Raw genomic sequence first — 18156 nt, 5'->3', positions numbered from 1 at the left:
GTTCAGATTGTGGCGTGGTCGGCTTCGAGCCCGAGGTAGGCGCGGCGCAGTTCAGGGCGAGCCATCAGCTCGTCGGGCCGACCGAGGGCGACGATGCGGCCTTCTTCCAGCACTGCGGCGCGCTCCGCAATGTCGAGCGCCATACTCACATTCTGTTCCACCAGCAGTACGGCAATGCCGTCGGCGTGAATCCGGCGGATGGCATCGAACATGTCGAGCACGATGCTCGGCGCGAGGCCCAGCGAAGGCTCATCGAGCAACAGCAGCTTGGGTTGCGCCATCAGCGCGCGGCCGATCGCCACCATCTGCTGCTGGCCGCCAGAGAGCGAACCGGCGGGCTGCGCCAGCTTCTCGGTCAATGCCGGAAACAGCGCACACACGCGGTCCAGCGAGCGTGCGCGGTCGGCGCGCGCCGCCGGAAGATAGCTGCCGAGCTCGAGGTTCTCGCGCACGGTCATTTCCGTGAACAGGCGCCGGCCTTCGGGCACCAGCGCGATACCGCGGCCGCAGAAGCGATGCGGCGCGAGGCGCGAGATGTCGTGGCCATCGAACAGCATGTGCCCGGCGCTGATGCGATGCAGCCCGGCGATGGCGTTGATGAGCGTGCTCTTGCCCGCGCTGTTCGGGCCAACGACGCAGAGAAGTTCGCCCTGGCCGATGGAGAGCGAGACATTCCACAGTGCGGTTGCCTGACCGTATGCGACGCGGATCGATTGCAGTTCAAGCATGGGCCGGCTCCGAGTCGGCGACTGGCGCCGGTGCGGCGGATGCGCACACGGGCGCGCCCTCTTCCTTCGCATGGCCCAGGTACGCGGCGACCACCTCAGGTCGCTGCATCACGTCGCGAGGCGCGCCTTCGGCCAGAACTTCGCCGCGATTGAAGATCACGACGCGATCGCACAGCGCCATCACCGCACGCATGACATGCTCGACAAAGACGATGGTTGCACCCTGATCGCGAATCCGGCGGATGAGCGCCACGGCCTCGTCGATCTCCGAGGGCGTGAGGCCCGAGAGCACCTCGTCGAGCATCAGCACCTGCGGGCGCGATGCCAGTGCCCGCGCGAACTCGAGGAACTTGCGCTGATGCAGATTGAGTTCGCCCGGCAGTGCCTGGGCGCGCTCGGTGAGACCGGTGAATGCAAGCCATTGCCACGCCTCCGCTTCCGCCGTGCGGCGGTCCAGAGAGGCGGCGCCGAACATCGCCGGCAATGCCACGTTTTCCAGCACCGTGAGATGCGCGAAGGGCCTCGGAATCTGATACGTGCGCGCGATGCCGCCATGCGCGATGCGATGCGCCGGGATGCCGGAAATCTGCTTGCCTGCGAACTCGATCGAGCCAGCCGTCACGGCATAGTGCCCGCTCGCCACGTTGATGAAGGTGGACTTGCCCGATCCATTGGGCCCGAGAAGCCCGAGGATTTCGCCCTGCCGCACTTCGAGATGCACCCCGCGCAGTGCTTGCACACCTTTGAAGGACTTGCGCACGCCTTGCGCCCGCAACAGCACGGCACCGCTCGTCAGCAAGGTTCGCACCGGCTGGACTGCAGCAGGCGCGGCAATCGGCGCATGCGTCGCGCGTGCAATGCCACCTTTGCGCGCGCCCCACCACTTCAGCGCCTGGCCCAGCAGGCCCTCAGGCATGAAGAGAATCACGACGATCAGCACCAGTCCCGTGAGCCCCTTGCCTACGATAGCGCTGTCGCCTCCGGTGAAAGCGTAGAGCAGCAGCGTGATGGCCGTCGCACCGACGATCGGCCCGGCCCAGTGCCGCGTGCCGCCCAGCACCGACATCAGCACGACCGTGAGCGGCATCGCGATGGTGAAGGTATCGCCGGTCGTCACATAGGAGATGAAGAGCGCGTGTACGCCGCCCACCACGCCGGCGAGCCCGCAGGACAGCGCGAAGGCACCCAGCTTGTAGCGATAGGTCGGCACGCCCATGACCTCGGCGACGTCCTCGTCGTCATGGATCGCGAACAGGCCGGTACCGAAGCGCGAGTAGTAGACCGCGATCGCAGCCAGCACCGAGAGCACCGCCGCGAGGAGTGCGAGCAGATAGAACGTGCCCGAAGGCGACGGCCCGATCTTCGGGACTGGCACCGCGCTCATGTAGACGCCCGGCCCGCCGTCGATCGGCGTGTTGAGGATGATCGTCGCGACGACGAAGGTCGCGGCCAGCGTCAGCAGCGAAAACAGCTCGGCGCGCACGGCCTGAACCCGAAACGCCACGGCACCGAGCAATGCGCCGAACACCGCCGCGATGGCGGCTGCGGCAGGCAGCGTCCAGAGAAAGGGCACGCCGAATCGCGTGGCCAGCGTGGCCGTGGTGTACATGCCGATGCCGAAGAAGGCGCCGTGCCCGAAGGAGAAGTAGCCCGAGTAGCCCGACAACAAGTTCCACGATGTCGCGAGCGCGATCCAATGCAGCACCAAATAGAGGATCGACTCGTAAAAGGCCGGCAGGCCAAGCCAGGGAACGACCGCAAGGCCCGCTCCCGCGGCAAGGATCCATAGCAGGGAACGCTTCACGCCACCCTCCCCGGCCGCACCAGCAACACGAGCATGAGCAGCGAAAAGGACACCAGCGGCGCCCACGACGGCGCGGTCACCGCCATGGTGACGGCCTCGGTCACGCCGATGATGCAGCCGGCAATCAACGGCCCCAGCGGCCGGCCCAGGCCGCCCAGCATCACGGCAGCGAAGACAACGCCGATCCATGCGTAGATCTGCGACGGCGACAGCGTATAGGCCAGCGCGATGCAGACACCCGCCACCCCCGCCAGCGAAGCGTTGAGACCTGAGAGCATCAATGCCAGCGCGTTCTGGTTGACGCCGAAGGCCGCGGCAATCGGCGCGTCTTCCGCAGCGGCGCGCATCGCCTTGCCGAGATCGGTGCGGCGCAGCGCAAGCCAAACGGCCAGAGAGATGCCGACGCCAAGACCCAGCGTGATCAACTCAGGCACCGGCAGGAAGAGCGGCCCGAGGCGCAGTTTGTGCTCCGCATAGGCCGACTCCAGCTTGCGATAGTCGGCCGTCCACGTCCATTGCAGCAGCGCCTCGATGATCACCGTGATGCCGAAGGTGACGAGCAGCGAGTTGAAGGGACTCACTCGGAAGCGCGTCAACACCCAATGCAGCGCCGCGCCCAGCACGAAGAACAAGGGCACGATGAAGACGAGCGTGAGCAGCGGATCGACTCCGCGATGGCTCGACAACTCGTAGGTCAGGTAGGCCCCCAGAAACGCGAGCGCGAAGTGCGCCAGATTGATCTGCCGCAACATCCCCCACGACAGGCTCAACCCCAGCCCGAGCAGCCCGTAGAGCGCGCCAGTGAAGAGGCCCGCGAGAACGGCCTGGGCCAGGAGCGTGGCGCTGGGCAAGGTCATCCTTCTTATGCGCCTCGCGTTTGCAGCTTCGCGCCCGGGGCAGCCCAGTCAGCGGGCCAGACCGTGACCCACTTGCCGTTCTGCACCTGCTTGACGCGGCTCAGGTCCGCACCGAAGTTGCCGCGCTCGTTGAAGCGCAACTTGCCCTGGATGGTGTCCACCTGATTCGCCCGCAGCCAAGCGGCCATGGCCTTGTCGTCCAAGCCCTTGGTGGCGACCACCGAGGCTTCGATGAGCTGCCAAGCTGTGAACGACGCCGCGGCCTGCGTCTCGACCGCCGTGTCGGGCATGCCGGCGCGGGCAGCACGTTCGCGGTAGACCTTGACGAACTCGGCGGCCACCGGATTGTTGGTGAACGGCGGATGGTCCTCGAAGATCGTCATCGACAGCGCGCCATTGGCTTCGGGCGCCTTGAGCATCGGCGCCGGTGCGGGCACGTGATAGAAGTGATGCAGCGGCGCGTAGTCGATCTTCTTCATGGCATCTAGCAGCTGGTTGCCCTCCAGGCCGATCGCGCCGGTCCAGATGAAATCCGGATTCGCTTCCTTCACGCGCCCGGCGATCGGGCCGAAGTCGCGATTGCCGAAGTCCCACTCGAGGAAGATCACTTCCTTCAGACCGCGCTGCTTGGCGACTTCGCGCGCACCGAGCGCGACGAAATGCACCGAGGGGAACTTGCTCGTGACGACCGCGATGGTCTTGGGCGGCGTTGCCGAAGCGGCCAGCGCATCGAGCACCAGCGCCGGGAGCGTCTTCTCGGGGTCGGGCCCGATCGACCAGGCCGGAAACTGCTGGTCGTACTTCGCGAGGTTCGGTATGCCGAAGGTATGGTGCACCAGTGTCTTGTTGTAGCGCTGCGCCACGCCCATGGCCGACAGGATGTTGCCCGTCGCGTACGGGCCGATGAGCAAGTCCACCTTGTCGGAGGTCACGAGCTGCTCGTAGAGCGTGCGCGCCAGGTCGGGCTTGGATTGGTCGTCCTTCAGCACCCATTCGACCGGCCTGCCCAGCAGGCCGCCGCGCTTGTTGAGTCCATCGACATAGATCTCGCCGGTGAGCTTGTGCACGAGGCCCGTGGCCGACAGCGGCCCCGTGAGTGCCAGCGTGCCACCGACGCGGATGGGTGCACCGGCGGGCTGCGCCGATGCCGGATGAGTCAAGAGCGCACTGGCGCCCAGAGCGCCGGCGGCGGCAACGAAGGATCGACGGTCCATGTTCATGCTTGTCTCCTGTGGTTGTTCTGGGAAGCGAGAGGGCTCAGTCTCCATCGACGACGGGATTCGAGAGCAGCCCAATGCCCTCGATCTCGACCTCGCACACATCGCCCGCCTTCATGAAGATCGGCGGCTTGCGCGCGAACCCCACGCCCGCCGGCGTGCCGGCGATGATGATGTCGCCCGGCTGCAATGCAAAGGGCTCGGAGCACACCGACACCAGCGTTGCGACGTCGAAGATCATGTCGCGCGTGTTCGCCTCCTGCAGCACTTGGCCGTTGAGGCGGGTCTGCAGCTTGAGGCCGGTGGCGCCCGACGGCAGCTCGTCCGCCGTGACGAACTCGGGGCCGAAGGCACCGGAGCGATCGAAGTTCTTGCCCATCATCCATTGCGCCGACTTGAACTGGTAGTCGCGGATCGAGCCATCGTTGAAGAGCGAGTAGCCCGCGACGTGGTCGAGCGCCCTGCCCTTGTCGATGTAGCGGCCCGCCTTGCCGATGACGACCACCAACTCGCCTTCGTAGTCGAACTGCGTCGATACGTGCGGACGCACCAGCGGCTGGCCATGGCCAACCCATGAAGACGGAAAGCGGTGGAACAACACCGGGTACTTGGGAGGCTCGAAGTTTCCTTCGGCCGCATGGTCCACGTAATTGAGCCCGACGGCGATCGCCTTCGATGGCATCTGCACCGGTGGCAGCCAGTCGATGTCGGCGAGCGGCAGCCGCGAACGGGCCGACGTCCCGGCCCGTTTCACCGCCGCCAGCCCTTCAGGCCCGGCCCGCAGCAACTCGTCGAGGGTGGCGGGCAGGCCTTCGGCCGTGAGGTTGACGATCTCCTGATCGAGGCGCAGGCCAATGGCCGGCCGGCCGTTGCTCTGGAAAGCTGCGAGGCGCATGTTGGATGTCTTCCGTGAGGTGAAGGGAATACCGAAGGGACCGACGCCTGCAGTTCAGCCGTTGCGGATCTCGTAGTTGGTGATGAAGTCCTCCGGCACCGCCGGGCCCCATGCATAGAAAGAGTCCTCGGGCGGATGGTCGGCTGCGGGCCACTCGAAGCCGCCGGGCACGTAGTCGATGTCGTAGGAGTACTCGGCGTGGCTTCCCCACGGATCGCGCACGTAATAGAAGTAGTTGGAGCCCAGTACGTGGCGCCCGACGCCCCACCCCCGCGGATAGCCCGCCGCGTACATCTGCTCCATGCCGCGCCCGACCTCGTCGATGCTGGCGACGTCCCAGCTGGTGTGGTGAAGACCCGGGCCGTCGGACTTGGCCATCGCGATCAGGTGGTGGTCGCTTCCGTGCGCGCCGTGCATGAAGACCACGAGCTCGCCCGAGCGATCGGTGAGGCGCAGGCCGAGCGCATCCTGATAGAACACGATGGCATCGCCCACGTTGGGCGAAAACAGCAGCACATGCGACAGCCGCCTCGGCCGGACCTTCGGAATGCGAGATCGCGCGAGCGAAGCGCCGGTGCCCAGCGGCACCGCGGATTCCGCGACGCGTTCGGCACGCGCATCCGGGGAGCTCTTCGGCGCCGCGACGATCTGCACAGGGAAACCGTCCGGATGCCTGACCCAGATGCCTTCCGCATCGCCCAGCGGATGCGGCTCGCAGCGCGGGACGCCCAGCCGCTCGATGCGCTCGGCGACAGCCGCCAGGTCCTCGGTGAAGCAGCCGAAGCGCAGGTACTGAAGCTTCTTCGGGCCGCTCGCCTGAAACAGCGAACCCCATGCGTGGGGATGACCGACCGTGTACAGATCGAGCCGCCCATCCCTGCGTTCGACCTGAAGCCCAAAGGCCTCGTAGAAACGCGCCGCCTCATCGAGATCCGGCACGGTGAAGACGAAGCGGTCCAGCGAATGCACGCTGTGGTCGTCGGCGCGGTTCGAATCCTTGCGGGTGCGCAGCTGAATGTCGGCCATGTTGTCTCGCTCCAGTTCGAAGTTTGTACGCTTCTTGGAAATAATATATTCTTTGCGTCAAACTATATCGACAAGTTATTTATCTATGGTTAGGGTTTACAAGAAGTGGCTGCGATGAACGAGCGCCCCGGCAGAGGCATCAGCCAGACACGCCTCGTCTACGAACGGCTGCGCACGGCCATCGTCGGCGGCCGGTTGCTGCCCGGGTCCAAGCTCAACATCGCCGCGCTGGCCGAGGAAATCGAAGTCAGCGCAGGCGCGGTGCGCGAAGGCCTGGCCATGCTCGAGGCCGAGGCACTGGTGGTGTCGGAGCCGGCGCGCGGCTATCGGGTGAGCCCGGTGTCGGCGGTCGAGTTGCTCCACCTCGTCAAGGCGCGCATCGAGATCGAGAAGCTTTGCCTGGCCGAGGCGATTCGCCATGGCGACCTGGATTGGGAAGGCGCCATCGTCTCGGCCTTTCACCGCCTCTCGCGCGTGGCCGAGCGCGACGCGGAGCGCCCCACGCAACTCAGCGCCGAATGGGCGCAAAGCCACGGCGAATTCCATCGGGCGCTGGTGGCCGGTTGCCCGAACCAGTGGCTGCTGCGAATGCACCAGATCCTCTACCAGCAGAGCGAACGCTATCGACAGCTCTCGGCGCCACTGGCGATGACGGAGCGCGACGTGAAGGGCGAGCACCAGGCGCTGGTCGACGCGGTGCTCAACAGGGATATCGAATCTGCGCAGGCGCTGATTGCCGAGCACCTCGACAACACGGCGCAACTTTTGCTGAACTCTCCCCACCTGGCGTTGTCGCCCGCCGACGCGCCGACGGGAAACGTCGCCGCTTAGCCTGCCTAGGTGCTTTCGCGCGGCTTCAGCGTGGTGAAGTCGAGATACGCCGTGGCCTCGAAGCTCGATTCGGAATCCTCCCTTGGCGGAGTTGCCGGTTCGGCGAAGTCCATGAAGTCCGTCGGAGCGAACGCGACATCGCGCCGGACCGGGACCAGGGCTTGTGCATGCCGCTCTTTCGCACTCGCGCGCAGCCGGGCCAGATCTGCCCGCACCTCTTCCAGCGTTCTCATGGGCTTGACCGTCGCAGGCGCCTCTTCGGGCTCGGGCTGCACGACGGCTTGCACGACTTCTCGGACGGGCTGAGGCGGCGAGACGACGGGCGCCGGCGCTTCGGTCTTGATCGGCAGCGGCGGGAGAGGACTGCGCTCCTTGACCTGTTCCATGGGAGTGACAAAGACAGCAGGCTGCTTGAACACCGGAGCGGCCGGCGCTGGCGATCGGAACGGCTCCCTGGCCACAGGGTGTGCCGCCGGACGATGGCCCGATGCGACGACGCGTGGCGTCGAACGTGATGGCACGCGCTTTCTGGGTCCGCCACGAAGGCCACTCAGGAATCGAAGGAACGTTCTAACCCAGCGAGAAGTTTCCATGACGCGCGAGACCCAAAAAGTTTGGCGCGATTGTTAAACACCGTTACGTGTAATCGAATGGATTACTTTTCGCCGGGTTGGCGAATTTGCGCACAAATACACGAAGCTCTGTGGAGTCGAGGCTCCACGCCAAGGTGTCGCGGCGACCGACGCCTGCGGCCAAGCCGGCCGAGAAAGCGGCAGACCCAGCGTGATTTTCGGGTAGCGGTCGGCCGCCGCGACGCGTCACAATCTGTTCAACATGACACAGCAGATGCCCCACCCCGACGACCTGACTGACGACGAACTCGCCGAGCACGCCCATGCTTGGCGCCGTCAGGCACTGCGAGGAGATCGCAGTGCCCGGGCCCCGGCGCATGCCTACGAAACCGCGCTGCGGGAGCGTGTCCGCGCATCGGTTGCCGCGGACTTGATCGCCAGCGCTTCGAACGTCCAGTCCGAAACCAAGCGCCCGTGGTGGCGCAAGTTCTGGCCGTCGCAAGGCGGCAGCGCTTCCGTCTGACAGTCGCGCCTGCCCCGGCGACCGGATCAGCTGCAGGCGACGATCTTGAATTCGACCCGGCGGTCCAGCGCGTCGACCGCGTCGTCGGTGCCGCTGCCGATGATGTTCTCGCGAAAGCCCCTTCCGCTCGGCGTCGTGCGGTCGCTGAGCACCGTCGATTCATCGATCAGGCGCTGGCGGATGTAGCGGGCACGCTGCAACGACAGCTGATCGTTGTACGCGACTGGCCCCGTGTGACTGGTATGGCCGACGATGTCCATGCAGACCTTCGCATCGGCGCTGGCCCTGGCGATCTCGCGCAGCCACATCGTGTAAGGCCCGCTGATCCTGGTTTCCGACCAGAACGTCGTGGCGTTCGGATTGAACAGGAACTTCACTCCCAACTGCTGGTTGGCGATGCCATAGGCGACGATCTTGCCGAAGGCGTCCTCAGCCTCCGCTGTGCGCCCGAGCTTCACCGAACTCAGATAGATGCCGTTCAGCACACGCAACTGTTCGCCGGTCGGCCCGCCGCCCGCAGCGCTGTATTGCGCCAGCGCGTCCTGATAGCGCTGGGCGTTGTAGTGCGCGGTCCCCTCCTTGATCGCGGGCGCGGCCGCGAGACGCTCGAGGTAGTATGCATCCGCATGCTGGCCCGGCGGGGTCGCGGTGGTGCGCACGTAGCCTTCGATCACCCGGTCCTTGGTGGGCACGGGCGTGTCGCGGTAGTACGGCAGCGGCGTGTGATCGAGGCCCTCGTCGCGTGCCACGGCTGACGACTGGCCGACGACGGTGCCGCTGGCCAGTTCCGTCAGCGCGAGGTTGATCTGCAACGGACTGCGCGGTTCATCGACGGACAGGCGGGTCATCGTACCCGTCAGCAAGTAGCGGGCCTTGGCCAGGTTCGCGCTGTCGAATGGCATGATTTCCATCGTCTCGAACTTGGCGTTCAACCGCTCCGTCACCCGGTCCTGCAACATCTGGGTTGCAGCGGTCTGCTGTGCGCTTCCGGCATCGACCATCGGGTCGAGCACCACGCTTCGCTTCGATCCCATCTTGGCGAGAAAAGCCGGACCTTTCTGCGTCTGCTTGACCAGGCCGTCGGTCGCCTGCGCCACGGCCTGGTCGAAGGGAAGTTCGGTCTTCGATGAACTGGCGACGGGTGGTGCTGCGCAGCCTGACAGTCCCAGCATGAGCGACAGAACGCCCGTCAGGGATGCGGCTTGCAGCCAGCGAGCGAAGGTCGTGGTCATCATTCACACCCCTTTCTCAAGATAGCCGCCTCTTCCGCCGTGACGGGTCCCAGCGAGGCGCGTTGAAGAATGTCGGTGCACTTGTTGTGGACCTGCGGGATCTCAGGCGACACCATCTGTACGACGGCGGGACTCACCGGCTGAGCCGGTTGCTCTGCCGCTGGAATGCGCGCTTCGCGGCGGGTCTGGCGGACAGGTTCGACGGGCGCACGCGCGACGGGCCTGCGAGCCGGTGCGGGTGCCCGTACTTGGGGCGTCTTTGTTTCGCTTCGCGGCGATGATGGTTCAACGGCCGCGGCGAGGTCGGAATCAGTCAGCGGGGATGTCGGCGCTGCAACGACGGGTTCCACGGTTGGCACTGGCGCGTCGGGTCCCGGGACGACGGGCGCCCGAGACGGCGCAGGCAACGCAAGCGCCTCGGTCGCCGACATGGGCTCAGGCTCCGGGGCCCGGGCCGGCGCCGCAGCAGGCCTTGGGATCGCGGCCACGGTCGGTGCGGGTGGAGGGATCGGGTCCGGCACGGATGTGCCGGGCAAGGGTGTACGCGCCGCCGTCGGCGAAGGGGCACGATCATCGATGCGGTCATGGTCGATGTAGCCGAACACCACCAATCCGACGCACAAGACCGCGGCAGCCAGCGCAGCGATCTTGATCCGGCTGTTTCGCCTTTGCGCTGCACTCGGCGCCACGTGCAGCGGCGGCCAGTTGGAAACGGGAGGCCGGAAATGGGGTGCCGAAATCTCGAGCGGTGGCAGCGCAACATCGGCGGGTTCTTCTGAATCCCGCGCGTCGGAATCGCTCTCGTCGGCGGCGAGCGAGACTGTGCGCTCGGGCGCCGGCTCCATCGGCGGTTCCGCGAAGATGTCATCCATGCCCTCGTCGCCCGGCATGGTCGGCTCGGACGGCACCTCTACAACCAAGGGCGCAGGGGCCGCACCGCACGGCACATCCGACCGCCGCACCGCACGCAGAAGATCCAGGTCCTGGAGTTGCTGGCCACAACTCAACATGGTCCAGAACTCGGCGGCGCTTTGGGGCCGGTTGCGGGGGTGCAGCGCCAGCGCGGCATCGATGGCGGCCAGGAACGGCTCGCTGTAGCGGCCACGTGCCAACTCGGAAAGCGGCTTCAACCGATCGTCCATCAGGCGTTCGATTGACGGCGGCGGCGGTTGCCCGACGATGGCCGAGTAGACGACGCTGGCGAGCGCGTACAGGTCAGTCCAGGCGCCTTGCTTCATCGAAGCGACTTCGCCGTACTGCTCGATCGGCGCGAAGCCGGGCTTGAACACCACCGTCGGCGAGGGCCCGACGCCCTCGATCACCCTCCGCGCCGCGCCGAAATCGAGCAGCACGGGGCCGTGATCGGTGAGCAGGATGTTGTCCGGAGCGATGTCGCGATGGAAGCAACTCGCAGCGTGCATGGTGCCGAGCGCATCCAGCAGCGGATGCAACCAGCCGCAAAGCTCCGCTTCGTCGGGCGCCCTGCCGAGTTCCGCCAGCGCACGCGCGAGGGTCGGCCCCTCGTAGTACGGCATGGCCATGTAGGCCGTGCCGTTGCCTTCCCAGAAATGCAGCACCCTGACGAGCGAAGGATGGTCGAAGCGGGCCAGGATCCGAGCCTCGTTGAGGAAGCTGCGCATGCCGAGGCAGAAGTCGTCCTTGTGGCGCTGCGACTTGACCACGACCGCCGGCGACACGCTGGCGCGCGAGGCCAGGATGGCCGGCAGGTATTCCTTGATCGCGACGTGCTGCTCCAGCGAATGGTCCCAGGCCAGGTAGACGATGCCGAACCCGCCTTCGCCGATGGGCCCGACGATCTCGTAGTCCTGCAGCCGCATGCCTTCGGGCAAGGAATGTGCGCTGCCCTGAGTGATGTCGGCCCACTCCAGCGCCAGTTTTTCATGTGCGCCTCGTCCCGTCACCGAGCCCGGCACGGTGCGCGTATCGGATGAAATGACAGGGCTCATTGAATTTCAGCGGGCGTCTTGCGAACGCTTGCCCGATTTCCAAGCCATGCACAGCACGATGCGAACCAGCAATGAGATCACGTCAGATCCTCTCTGTCGTGACGGCGACTCTACTGCGCGCGAAGTGAGGAAACATTCACCAGAAGCACTAGCCGAACGGACGCTCCGCCTGCCCGTGTTCCGCGAGGCCCGGCCATATGCGGTATGGAAGGAAATTGCCGGCCTCGCCCCCGGTCGCCGAGCGACGCGCGAACTAGCTGGGTCTGTGCGTCGAATCGGCTGTCGAGCCGCCCGAACGGACCCAATAGAACTGCTTGCGCTCCGTCATCTCGGCAACGCGCACACGCCGTCCGGGCGCGGTGCGGATCTCGCCGTCGGCGGCGCAATACAGCGGCACCCCTTCCGGCGTGGAGCGATGGGCGCGCAAGAGCGCGTTCAACCGGACCCTGACGCTTTCGCGGGCTGGATTGCTGGAGTGGAGCACGAGCACTTCCCGGGTCGCGATGACGCGGGTGCGCTGCGGCTGGACCTCGTCGGTCGGCGACTTCCCCACGCCGACGCATGCCCACACCGCATCGACGTCCAGCGCCATCATCACTGCGTCAGGGGTTTCGAAGCCGCGCAGGGACGCACTGTTCGCCGCGGCGAGGCAGCCAGTCAAGTTGGGCGTGAGGTCGAAGCGGACTGAAGCGAACACGTCGTCGACCGAACGAGGGACTTCGACAACGATGTTTCGAATCGCGCCGGTCGCCGTCGCAACTTCATGGGCACGCTTGGCGCGTCGCCGGGCCCTCACGTGCGCGACGGCCGCAAACCCTGCCACGGGCGCGGCGGCGGCCATCACCTTGATTGCCAGCAGGCCATCACCCGAGAACATCAACAGGCCTCCAGGAGGCAGACGTGATCTGGGGCAATGTGTGGAAGCAGGGAATTCATACGGAGGCGTTGGGTTCCAGCACTCAAGGGCCGGGACTTGTAACAGCGAGGATACCTTCGACAGAGCGCGTGACGACCGCGTCACGGGCTGCCTTCGCTCATCGCACCGGCATTAATTCACGGGGGCGAACCCTCAAGCAACAACGACGATCGGGAAGCTGGCCTTCCATCCGTCCGGTGCACGCTCGAAAGGAACCGTGATCGCCGCGCGGTCCTGTTCGGACAGGTTGCGCCAGAGAAAATCACGCGCATTGCCGGGCGCGCCCGCCACATAGAGCTGGGTGGTGAGCAACTCGCGCGGACCGAGTTTGACCTTCACGTGGATGTGCGGCGTGCGACCCGTGTAAGGCACGGGGCGGATGGTGCGAAACCGATACCGTCCCTGCGCATCGACGGCGATCCGGCCGAAACCCTGAAAGGCCCGGTCGGCTCGGTCGCCGTCGCCCGGATGGTGGTAATGCCCGGCCTGATCGCACTGCCAGATCTCCACGAACGCTCCGGTCAGCGGTTTTCCGTCGAGATCCGCGACACTGCCTTCGACCCAGGTCGGCTCACCCGCCGCGTAGTTCAGTGCGCCGTTGCGTAGCAAATCGTTGTCCGTGTCGCCTGGCAGGGTCACGGGGTAGAACGGACCTTCCGTTTGCGACGGCGTTGCGCGCCGTGCTGCCTGCGGCTGCGCGCGAGCGCTCAGCCAGAAGGTCGGCAATGCCACCAGCGCCGCCGCAACGGAGCGTCGGGGAAGACCCACAGTGCTGCGCGGTGTGTTCATTGCAATGGACGGATGTTCAGGGCTTCACGCCGAGTTTCAGGAGGTCGATGTCCGCCAGCTTGCCCGGAATGGTGACCAGCCGCAATGCCTCGGCCGCCGCAATCGGACCGCTATCGGCCAGGTAGCGGATCTGGTAGCTCCCCAGTTTGATTTCGTCACCGTTGTTCAGGGCAACGGATTCCTTGCGTTCGCCATTGACGTAGGTTCCGTTGTGGCTCTGCAGGTCGCGAATGGTCATCGTGCCCCCTACCGCCTCGAACACGGCGTGCGATCGGCTCACGAGGGGATTGTCGAGAACAAGGTCGCAGCTGTCCGCGCGACCGATGACGAACGGGGTTCCCGTCACATTGACTTGCTTGGCCGAGCCATTCTTCTGCAGCACGATCAGTCTTGGCATCTTCTATCTTTTCATTCCTGTGCACGCGCACGTAACAGGCAGTGCGCCGAACTTCCGGAGTATGCCGGTTGGTGGTGCCATGCCCCCATTGGAGAGATTTTCGATTGCGGGATGACCACGTACCTTGTAGGTCATGCAACCAACCCTCACGCTCGCGGGCAGATTCCGCATGTCGTTCGCGCCAACCCGCACGTTTCAGCCTGCTGCGGTGCCCTGTAGCACGCCCGATGAACCGCTTCTGGTGTTGCGTGGCGTGTCCGTAAGGGAAACGATTCGATCGCGAGCGGCCAAGGTGATCGCCGTGACAGCGATGCATTTCGACGTGCGGCGCCGCTAGGCTGTGATGCTGGCGACGTTCGCTAGAGAACCGGGTGGCCGGTGGTGAACATGCACGAGTCGGGATCGGTGGAGGAGTTCGGTCCGCTGGCACCCTCATCCGGCAAAGGGGCCGCCGTGCTTTCCCCGATGCCGACGGGGTTCATGGGTTTGCCGAATGGCGCGAGCCCTTGCAGCACGCGCAAAGCCGAAGCGCCCTGAATGAGCGCTTCGGAATAATCGGGAAGACCTCGGGTCGAGGAATCGATGGGCCGGTATCCCAGGCACTCCTCGGATTCCGCCTGCACAGCCTCCAACAGGACCCAATGGAATTCATTGGGCTCCAGTTCAAGAACAGTCAAGGCCAGATCGCGCCGAACCATGGGATTCCTCTAATTCAGTTGTTTCAACGAATTGTTATCGTCCTGTGAAATTTCCACCAAGGCACTTTTGCACATGGGGCACGCCCTGCCCCCGCGAACCGGCACTTTGTCTCGATTTGCCGGCTTCGTGGAGGGCAGTGGATCAGCCGAGGCGAACAGGCACGAAGATCTTGTCGCCGTCGCGCTGAATCAGCAGGGCCACGGACTTGTCTGCCTTGGCCACCACTTCGCGCACTTGTTCGATGCTCTTCGCTGGCGTGCCATTGATAGCCAACAGCACGTCGCCTGGCTGAACCCCGGCCATCGCGGCTGGGCCGCCCACGTCCTGGATCAGCAGGCCGCCGTCGACTGCAGCGTCGCGCTGTTCCTGCGGCTGCAACGGGCGCAGCGCCAGGCCGAGCTTGCCTTGGCCGGCACCGCTGTCGTTCTTCGCGACGGTGGTCGACTTCTCGGCCGAATCAGCCAGCTTCGCGGAAATCTCCTCGCGCTGGCCCTGACGCCAGATTTCGAGCGTGATCTTGCTGCCAGGCTTCTTCTGGCCGATCAATGCCGGCAGGTCGCCCGAAGCAACGATCGGTTCGCCGTCGACCTTGCGGATGACGTCGCCCGAGCGCAGGCCGGCTTCATCCGCCGGACCACCCTTTTCCACGTTCGACACCAGCGCGCCTTCGGGCTTGTCGAGCTTGAACGAATCGGCAAAGGCCTGATTCACTTCCTGCACAGCGACGCCGAGGCGTGCATGGCTGGCCTTGCCCGTGGCGACGATCTGGTCCTTCACCTGGATCGCGACGTCGATCGGAATGGCGAACGACACGCCCTGATAGCCGCCGCTGCGACTGTAGATCTGCGAATTGATGCCCACCACTTCGCCGCGCGTATTGATCAGCGGGCCGCCGGAGTTACCGGGGTTCACCGCCACGTCGGTCTGAATGAAAGGCACATAGCTGTCATCGGGCAAGGTTCGGCCCTTGGCGCTGACGACACCAGCAGTCACGGTGTTCTCGAAGCCGAACGGCGAACCGATCGCGAGCACCCATTCGCCCACCTTGAGGTCCTTGGTGTTTCCGACCGACAGGGTCGGCAGATTCTTGGCGTCGATCTTGAGGACGGCAACGTCTGTCTTGGTGTCCGAACCCAGCACCTTGGCGCGGAACTCACGACGATCGGTCAGCTTGACGGTGACTTCCTTGGCGTCCTTCACCACGTGGGCGTTGGTCAGGATGATCCCGTCAGCGCTGACGATGAAGCCGGAGCCCTGTCCGCGCACCGGCGTCTCGCGCTGCGGTTGTTGTCCGCGCGGGCCGCCCTGGCCTTGGAAGCGGCGGAAGAACTCGTACATGGGGTCATTGGGATCCATGCCCTGGGGGCCCTCGGCACCTGCCGTCTTCGTCGTGCCGGTCACGCTGATGTTGACCACCGCAGGGGCATGGCGCGCCGTGATGGTCGAAAAGTCGGGCATGGAAACCTGCGGCCCAGCGGCGGGAGCCGTTGCGGCCGGAGACGGCGAGGCCACGGCATTGGCGCTGGTATAGGCACCGGTAGCCACGGCGCCGATCACGCCGGCGGCCGCCAGCGAAAGGACGAGCGCACGGGGCGTGGACAAATTGTTTTTCATCTGGAATCCTTCCGAGGTTTTGAGAGAGTCAACGGAAGGAATGTCGGGCCAGACGCTTAAGCGCGCCTTAAACAGGCAGGAGCGCCGCGCTCAAGCCGCCGTCGAAAACCGCACGGTGACGCGCAGTCCGCCGAGGCTCGCCGACCGATCCAGCGAAAGCGTCGCACCATGCAAGTCGGCAATCGACTTGACGATCGCAAGGCCGAGACCGCTGCCCGGCGCCTGCGGTTCGCCAGAACGGTAGAAGCGGTCGAGCACGCGTTCGCGCTCGCCGGCCGGAAGGCCCGGACCGCTGTCGTCCACGCTGAGTTCGACCGCGTCCGTGCCCGCAGCGATCTCGACGTCGACACGTCCGCCGTCAGGCGAATATTTCACAGCGTTGTCGAGCAGGTTGCGCAGCAGTGTGCGCAGCGCCTCGGCCTGGCCCGGAACCTTGAGGGGATCGGCCCTGACGACGCCGATATCGATCATGCGAGCCTGCGCGGTAGAAACGACGTCGGAAATCGCGAGCCGCGCCACTTCCGACAGGCTCACCGACTCCCGCCGGGCGCCGGCCAGGGCGCTGCCCTCGTGACGCGCAAGAGCCAACATCTGCTCGACCAGCCGGGTCGCGCGGTCGATGCCCGCAGTCAGGCGTGCGACTGCGAGTTCGCGGGTGGGCTCGTCGGTCGCACGCTGCAAACCCTGTATCTGAAGCTTGAGGGCCGCCAGCGGCGAACGCAACTCATGTGCCGCATCCGCCACGAAGTGCTTTTGTGCCTCGAACGCCCGCCGAACGCGGTCGAAAAGCAGATTGAGCTCGTGCACCAGCGGCCGCACTTCCTCGGGCAGATCGTTTTCGCTCAGCGGCGACAGGTCGTCAGCCTGCCGCGCCGCGACCTGGCTGCGCACCCGCGCCACAGGTGCAAGCGAAAAGCTCACCACCCACCAGACGACTAGCATCAGCAGCGGCGCCGCCAGCGCGATCGGACCCACGGTGCGCAACGCCAGGGTTCCTGCCATGCGGCGTCGTGCGGCCATGTCCTGCGCCACCTGAATCACCAATGCGCCGGTCTGCAGAGAAAACACACGGTAGGTCGTGCCTCTGGCCTGGACGTTCGAAAAACCCAGCACGGCACGCTGCGGCAATGCAGCCTGCGCGGCAGATTCGAAGATGCGGATGCCGTCCAGGGTCCAGACCTGCACGATGAATTCGAAGTTCTCGTCGCCAGCGCCGATTCCGCCGACCGCCGCGCTGGGTGGCAGCCCCGCGCGCAACGAGAGCGCCATCTGCCGCATGTGGTGGTCGAAGATGTCATCGGCTTCGTTGAGCACGGTGCGATAGGCGACGAAGGCCTGCGTACCCGCCGCGAGAACGATGGCCGCCAGCAGGAACCACAGCAGGCGCGCGCGGAGTGACTTCATTCCTTGGGCACCATGTAGCCGACCCCGCGCACGTTGCGAATCAGGTCTGCGCCCAGCTTCTTGCGCAGTCCGTGGACGTAGACCTCGACGGCATTGCTGCTGATCTCGTCCTTCCAGCTATAGAGCTTTTCCTCGAGTTGCGCGCGTGACAACACCATGCCGGGACGGGCCAGGAGCGGCTCGAGCACCGCCCATTCGCGCGCGGACAGCATGACCGGCTGGCCCCCCACGGTGACTTCACGCGTCGCAGGGTTCACGCTGACACCCATGTGCTCGTAGACCGGCTCCGCCCGGCCGGACGCCCGTCGCAGCAGTGCCCGGATGCGAGCCAGAAGTTCGTCGAGGTCATAAGGCTTCAGAACGTAGTCGTCCGCACCGGCGTCCAGGCCTTCGATGCGTTGCTGCACAGAGTCGCGCGCCGTGGCGATCAACACCGGCATGCGCTGCTTGCGGGCCCGCAGGGAGCGCAAGACCTCGAGTCCATCGCGGCGGGGCACCCCGAGGTCCAGCACGACCAGGTCGTATTGCTGCGCCCGAAGCGCCGAGTCGGCCGCGTCGCCGTCCTTGACCCAGTCGACCGCGTACTGTTCGGCACGCAGCAGATCGAGCACGGTCTCGCCGATCATCACATCGTCTTCCAACAGAAGCAGTCTCATCGTTCATTCGTCCGTGAAGCGATCTTCGA

18 protein-coding genes are annotated in these 18156 nt (G+C 65.5%); 2 read left to right on the top strand and 16 right to left on the bottom strand.

What is annotated here, in order from left to right; translation table 11 throughout:
- Window positions 1-2: 2 nt before the first annotated feature.
- Genes QTI04_RS11295 through QTI04_RS11270 form a run of 6 tightly spaced genes read right to left on the bottom strand, consistent with a single transcriptional unit; the run spans window position 3 to window position 6527 of the window.
- Window positions 3-728, bottom strand: a complete 726-nt coding sequence (locus tag QTI04_RS11295; RefSeq protein ID WP_286615679.1) for an ABC transporter ATP-binding protein — start codon at window positions 726-728, stop codon at window positions 3-5.
- Window positions 721-2532 carry a branched-chain amino acid ABC transporter ATP-binding protein/permease gene (locus QTI04_RS11290; protein WP_286615678.1) on the bottom strand — a complete coding sequence of 604 codons (1812 nt, stop codon included), beginning with the start codon at window positions 2530-2532 and terminating at the stop codon, window positions 721-723. The genes QTI04_RS11295 and QTI04_RS11290 overlap by 8 nt, the downstream gene beginning before the upstream one ends.
- Window positions 2529-3383 (bottom strand): branched-chain amino acid ABC transporter permease, encoded by an 855-nt coding sequence (locus QTI04_RS11285; protein ID WP_286615676.1) that lies wholly within the window; start codon window positions 3381-3383, stop codon window positions 2529-2531. The genes QTI04_RS11290 and QTI04_RS11285 overlap by 4 nt, the downstream gene beginning before the upstream one ends.
- Window positions 3384-3394: 11 nt before the next feature.
- Complete coding sequence (locus QTI04_RS11280; RefSeq protein WP_286598477.1) at window positions 3395-4609, bottom strand: amino acid ABC transporter substrate-binding protein; 1215 nt, start codon at window positions 4607-4609, stop codon at window positions 3395-3397.
- A gap of 37 nt (window positions 4610-4646) precedes the next feature.
- Window positions 4647-5501 carry a fumarylacetoacetate hydrolase family protein gene (locus QTI04_RS11275; protein ID WP_286598479.1) on the bottom strand — a complete coding sequence of 285 codons (855 nt, stop codon included), beginning with the start codon at window positions 5499-5501 and terminating at the stop codon, window positions 4647-4649.
- 54 nt (window positions 5502-5555) lie between these two features.
- Window positions 5556-6527 carry a VOC family protein gene (locus QTI04_RS11270; RefSeq protein WP_286615675.1) on the bottom strand — a complete coding sequence of 324 codons (972 nt, stop codon included), beginning with the start codon at window positions 6525-6527 and terminating at the stop codon, window positions 5556-5558.
- A gap of 114 nt (window positions 6528-6641) precedes the next feature.
- Between QTI04_RS11270 and QTI04_RS11265 the strand changes: the two genes are divergently transcribed.
- Window positions 6642-7358, top strand: coding sequence for a GntR family transcriptional regulator (locus QTI04_RS11265; RefSeq protein ID WP_286598482.1), 717 nt, complete (start codon window positions 6642-6644; stop codon window positions 7356-7358).
- 5 nt (window positions 7359-7363) lie between these two features.
- Here QTI04_RS11265 and QTI04_RS11260 read toward each other — a convergent pair whose 3' ends face one another.
- Window positions 7364-7744 carry a hypothetical protein gene (locus QTI04_RS11260; RefSeq protein ID WP_286615673.1) on the bottom strand — a complete coding sequence of 127 codons (381 nt, stop codon included), beginning with the start codon at window positions 7742-7744 and terminating at the stop codon, window positions 7364-7366.
- Between the two features lie 460 nt (window positions 7745-8204).
- Here QTI04_RS11260 and QTI04_RS11255 point away from each other — a divergent pair, with 460 nt between their 5' ends.
- Complete coding sequence (locus QTI04_RS11255) at window positions 8205-8453, top strand: hypothetical protein (protein ID WP_286615672.1); 249 nt, start codon at window positions 8205-8207, stop codon at window positions 8451-8453.
- A gap of 26 nt (window positions 8454-8479) precedes the next feature.
- On the opposite strand, the gene QTI04_RS11250 is transcribed toward QTI04_RS11255, so the two are convergent.
- From QTI04_RS11250 to QTI04_RS11210, 9 genes are all read right to left on the bottom strand, one after another.
- A complete protein-coding gene (locus tag QTI04_RS11250) occupies window positions 8480-9688 on the bottom strand; it encodes an OmpA family protein (RefSeq protein WP_286615670.1) in 1209 nt (402 codons plus the stop codon).
- Window positions 9685-11652, bottom strand: coding sequence for a serine/threonine protein kinase (locus QTI04_RS11245; RefSeq protein WP_286615668.1), 1968 nt, complete (start codon window positions 11650-11652; stop codon window positions 9685-9687). Before QTI04_RS11245 ends, QTI04_RS11250 begins: the two co-directional genes overlap by 4 nt.
- Window positions 11653-11905: 253 nt before the next feature.
- Window positions 11906-12529, bottom strand: a complete 624-nt coding sequence (locus QTI04_RS11240) for a hypothetical protein (protein ID WP_286598488.1) — start codon at window positions 12527-12529, stop codon at window positions 11906-11908.
- Between the two features lie 192 nt (window positions 12530-12721).
- Window positions 12722-13357: a protocatechuate 3,4-dioxygenase gene (locus QTI04_RS11235; RefSeq protein WP_286598489.1), complete on the bottom strand. Its 636-nt coding sequence runs from the start codon at window positions 13355-13357 to the stop codon at window positions 12722-12724.
- A 16-nt stretch (window positions 13358-13373) separates the two neighbouring features.
- Window positions 13374-13754, bottom strand: a complete 381-nt coding sequence (locus QTI04_RS11230; protein ID WP_286615667.1) for an FHA domain-containing protein — start codon at window positions 13752-13754, stop codon at window positions 13374-13376.
- 359 nt (window positions 13755-14113) lie between these two features.
- On the bottom strand, window positions 14114-14452 hold the full coding sequence (locus QTI04_RS11225) for a hypothetical protein (protein WP_286598491.1): 339 nt from the start codon (window positions 14450-14452) through the stop codon (window positions 14114-14116).
- A gap of 142 nt (window positions 14453-14594) precedes the next feature.
- Window positions 14595-16067 carry a DegQ family serine endoprotease gene (locus tag QTI04_RS11220; RefSeq protein WP_286615665.1) on the bottom strand — a complete coding sequence of 491 codons (1473 nt, stop codon included), beginning with the start codon at window positions 16065-16067 and terminating at the stop codon, window positions 14595-14597.
- A 90-nt stretch (window positions 16068-16157) separates the two neighbouring features.
- Window positions 16158-17471, bottom strand: coding sequence for an ATP-binding protein (locus QTI04_RS11215; RefSeq protein ID WP_286615664.1), 1314 nt, complete (start codon window positions 17469-17471; stop codon window positions 16158-16160).
- Window positions 17468-18127: a response regulator gene (locus QTI04_RS11210; RefSeq protein ID WP_286598494.1), complete on the bottom strand. Its 660-nt coding sequence runs from the start codon at window positions 18125-18127 to the stop codon at window positions 17468-17470. Before QTI04_RS11210 ends, QTI04_RS11215 begins: the two co-directional genes overlap by 4 nt.
- Between the last annotated feature and the right edge of the window lie 29 nt (window positions 18128-18156).

The organism is Variovorax sp. J22R115, assembly GCF_030317005.1.
Classification (GTDB): Bacteria; Pseudomonadota; Gammaproteobacteria; order Burkholderiales; family Burkholderiaceae_C; genus Variovorax.
The sequence above is the reverse complement of the archived record's forward strand: the minus strand, read 5'-3'. Positions and strand labels throughout refer to the sequence as shown.